Source organism: uncultured Methylobacterium sp., from assembly GCF_964244095.1.
Classification (GTDB): Bacteria; Pseudomonadota; Alphaproteobacteria; order Rhizobiales; family Beijerinckiaceae; genus Methylobacterium.
On sequence record NZ_CAXTHR010000265.1, the window covers coordinates 1 to 2808 of the forward strand.

The window sequence follows — 2808 nt, forward strand, 5'->3', positions numbered from 1 at the left end:
CTGCCGGGCATCGGGCGCTACTTCGTCGAGGGCGCGCTCAACCGCGACTACACCCTGGTGATGGGCACGGTGGTGCTCGTGGCCGTCCTCGTCGTCGCCCTCAACCTCGTGGCCGACCTCGTCTCCGCGTGGCTCGATCCGCGCCTGCGGCTGCATCCGTGACGGCGGCTCCGCCACGCCGCCGGTCGCCGGGCCGCCTCGCCCTCGAACGCCTGTCGCGCGACCGCGGCGCGATGGCCGCGCTCGCCGTCCTCGCCGCCCTGGCGCTCGCCTGCCTGATCGGGCCGTGGCTCACCGGGCACCCGCCGGAGCGGACCTATCCGGACCTGCGCCAGCTTCCCCCCGGCCTCGCCGCGCAGCCGGACGCCGCGCACCTGCGCCCGGCGCTCGACCGCCTCGCCTTCCGCATCCGCGCGGAGGTCGCCGAGGCTAGCCGGACCGGCGGGTCCCTGCATCTCGTCCTCACGGCGCGGACGCCGATCGAGGAGCGCGGGCTCGTCTACCTGCCGCGCTCCGACCTGTTCGGCGAGGCCCGCGTGGTCGCGCGCGATCCGGACGGACGCCGCCTGACGCTCGCGGTGCCCGTGCGGAGGCTGTCCTTCCCCCTCGGCACCGACGTGCACGGGCGCGACCTCCTCAGCCGCAGCTTGGTCGCGGGGCGCGTCTCGCTGCTGATCGGGCTCACCGCGACGCTGGTGGCCCTTCTCGTCGGCGTCGCCTACGGCGCGGTCTCGGGCTTCGCGGGCGGGAGGGTCGACGCCGCGATGATGCGCGTGGTCGACATCCTCTACGCGCTGCCCTTCGTGTTCTTCGTCATCGTCCTGGTGGTGTTCTTCCGCGCGGGCCTCGCGCTGGTGCTGATCGCCATCGGCGCCGTCGAGTGGCTCGACATGGCCCGGATCGTGCGCGCCCAGACGCTCTCCTTGCGCCGGCGCGACTTCGTCCGCGCGGCCGAGGCGCTCGGGCTGTCCGCGGCCGCGATCCTGGCGCGCCACGTCGTGCCCAACACGCTGGGACCGGTGACGGTCGCCGCCACCCTGCTGGTGCCGCGGGTGATCCTGCTGGAGAGCTTCCTCTCGTTCCTCGGGCTCGGGGTGCAGGAGCCGGAGACGAGCTGGGGTGTGCTGATCGCGGAGGGCGCCCGCAGCCTCGAATCCGCTCCCCACATGCTCGCCGGCCCGGCGGCCTTCCTGGTCGCGACGCTCGTCGCCCTCAACGTCCTCGGCGACGGCTTGGCGGACGCGCTCGATCCGCGCGCCGATTGAAGCGGTCGCGCGGCCACGGGCCGGACATGCCGGGACCTCAGCGCGCCTCGGTGAAGGCCGGGTAGACCTGACGCACCTGGCGGCGCTCCTCCGGGATCGGCATCGCCGGGCGCAGCCGCGGGTGGGAGGCGGCGGGCAGGACGGCGCTGGTCTGGGTCGGGCGCAGGCGCCAGCGGTCGGCGCCCGTCATCGCCACGGGCTGGCGGTCGCGACTGAGCGTGGCGTCGGCCCCGTGGGTCGGCACCGTGGCGAGGCCGGCCAGCGCCGTGGTGGCCAGGATGGCCAAACGCAGGCAAGGGTTGAGGCCGCCGTTGAGGCGGGCGTCGAGGCGAGGATTCATGGGGCGCATCCGCGTTAATGCCGCCATTGACGCCCGCAAGGGTGAAAGCTCGGCCGAACCTTCGTGCGCTCTCAGCCGTTCTGAACAGCCGTTTCGAGTCAGGGTAAACACAGTCATGGCGACCAAAGTCGAGACCGCCCCGGGGGGCAGGACGCCCGAGCGCGCGCCGATGGGCACGGTGGTCGACACCGACATCTCGGCGCGGCTGGACAGGCTGCCCTGGGGGCGGTTCCACGTCCTGGTCATCGTCGCGCTGGGCATCACCTGGGTGCTCGACGGGCTCGAGGTGACGCTCGCCGGCGCGCTGGTCGGCGCGCTGCGCAAGGCGCCGATGAGCTTTTCCGAGTTCGACGTCGGGCTTGCCGCCTCGTCCTACCTCGTCGGCGCGGTGACCGGCGCGCTCGGCTTCGGCTGGCTCACCGACCGGATCGGCCGGAAGAAGCTGTTCTTCATCACGCTGGCGCTCTACCTCGCGGCCACCGCCGCCACCGGCCTGTCGTGGGACATCTACAGCTTCTGCGTCTTCCGCTTCCTCACGGGAGCCGGGATCGGCGGCGAGTACACCGCGATCAATTCGACCATCCAGGAGCTCGTGCCGGCGCGCGTGCGCGGCTGGACCGACCTCGTGATCAACGGTTCGTTCTGGATCGGCGCGGCGCTCGGCTCGTTCCTGTCGATCGTGCTGCTCAAGCCCGAGGTGATCGACCCCGCCTGGGGCTGGCGCGTCGCGTTCTTCACCGGCGGCGGCATCGGCCTCGTCATCCTGCTGCTGCGGGCCTGGATTCCCGAGAGCCCGCGCTGGCTCGCGACCCACGGCTACACGGCGGAGGCCGACCGGGTCGTCGCCGGCATCGAGAAGCGGTTCACCGACGACGGGATCACCCTGCCGCCCGTCGAGGCGGGCAGGCGCATGAGGCTGCGCACCCGCGACCACACGCCGCTTTCCGAGGTGTTCGGGACGATGTTCGGGGCAAGCCGCAAACAGACCTTCGTCGGCCTGGCGCTGATGATCGCGCAGGCGTTCTTCTACAACGCGCTGTTCTTCACCTACGCGCTCGTGCTGGAGCGGTTCTACGGCGTGCCCGGCGGCGAGGTCGGCTGGTACCTGCTGCCGTTCGCGCTCGGCTCCTTCCTCGGTCCGGTCCTGCTCGGACGCCTGTTCGACACGGTGGGCCGGCGCCCGATGATCGCCTTCACCTACGG

4 protein-coding genes are annotated in these 2808 nt (G+C 72.5%); 3 read left to right on the forward strand and 1 reads right to left on the reverse strand.

What is annotated here, in order from left to right:
- Positions 1-162: ABC transporter permease subunit (locus ACFE86_RS22275; protein WP_375457492.1), on the forward strand; the 162-nt coding region annotated here is incomplete at its 5' end.
- A complete protein-coding gene (locus ACFE86_RS22280; protein WP_375457489.1) occupies positions 159-1265 on the forward strand; it encodes an ABC transporter permease in 1107 nt (368 codons plus the stop codon). The genes ACFE86_RS22275 and ACFE86_RS22280, both read left to right, overlap by 4 nt.
- Positions 1266-1302: 37 nt before the next feature.
- Here the strand turns inward: ACFE86_RS22280 and ACFE86_RS22285 are convergent, their stop codons facing one another.
- Entirely contained in the window at positions 1303-1605 is a 303-nt protein-coding gene (locus ACFE86_RS22285) for a hypothetical protein (RefSeq protein ID WP_375457490.1), read from the reverse strand.
- Between the two features lie 115 nt (positions 1606-1720).
- Here ACFE86_RS22285 and ACFE86_RS22290 point away from each other — a divergent pair.
- The coding region (locus tag ACFE86_RS22290) for an MFS transporter (RefSeq protein WP_375457491.1) at positions 1721-2808 on the forward strand (1088 nt) is incomplete at its 3' end.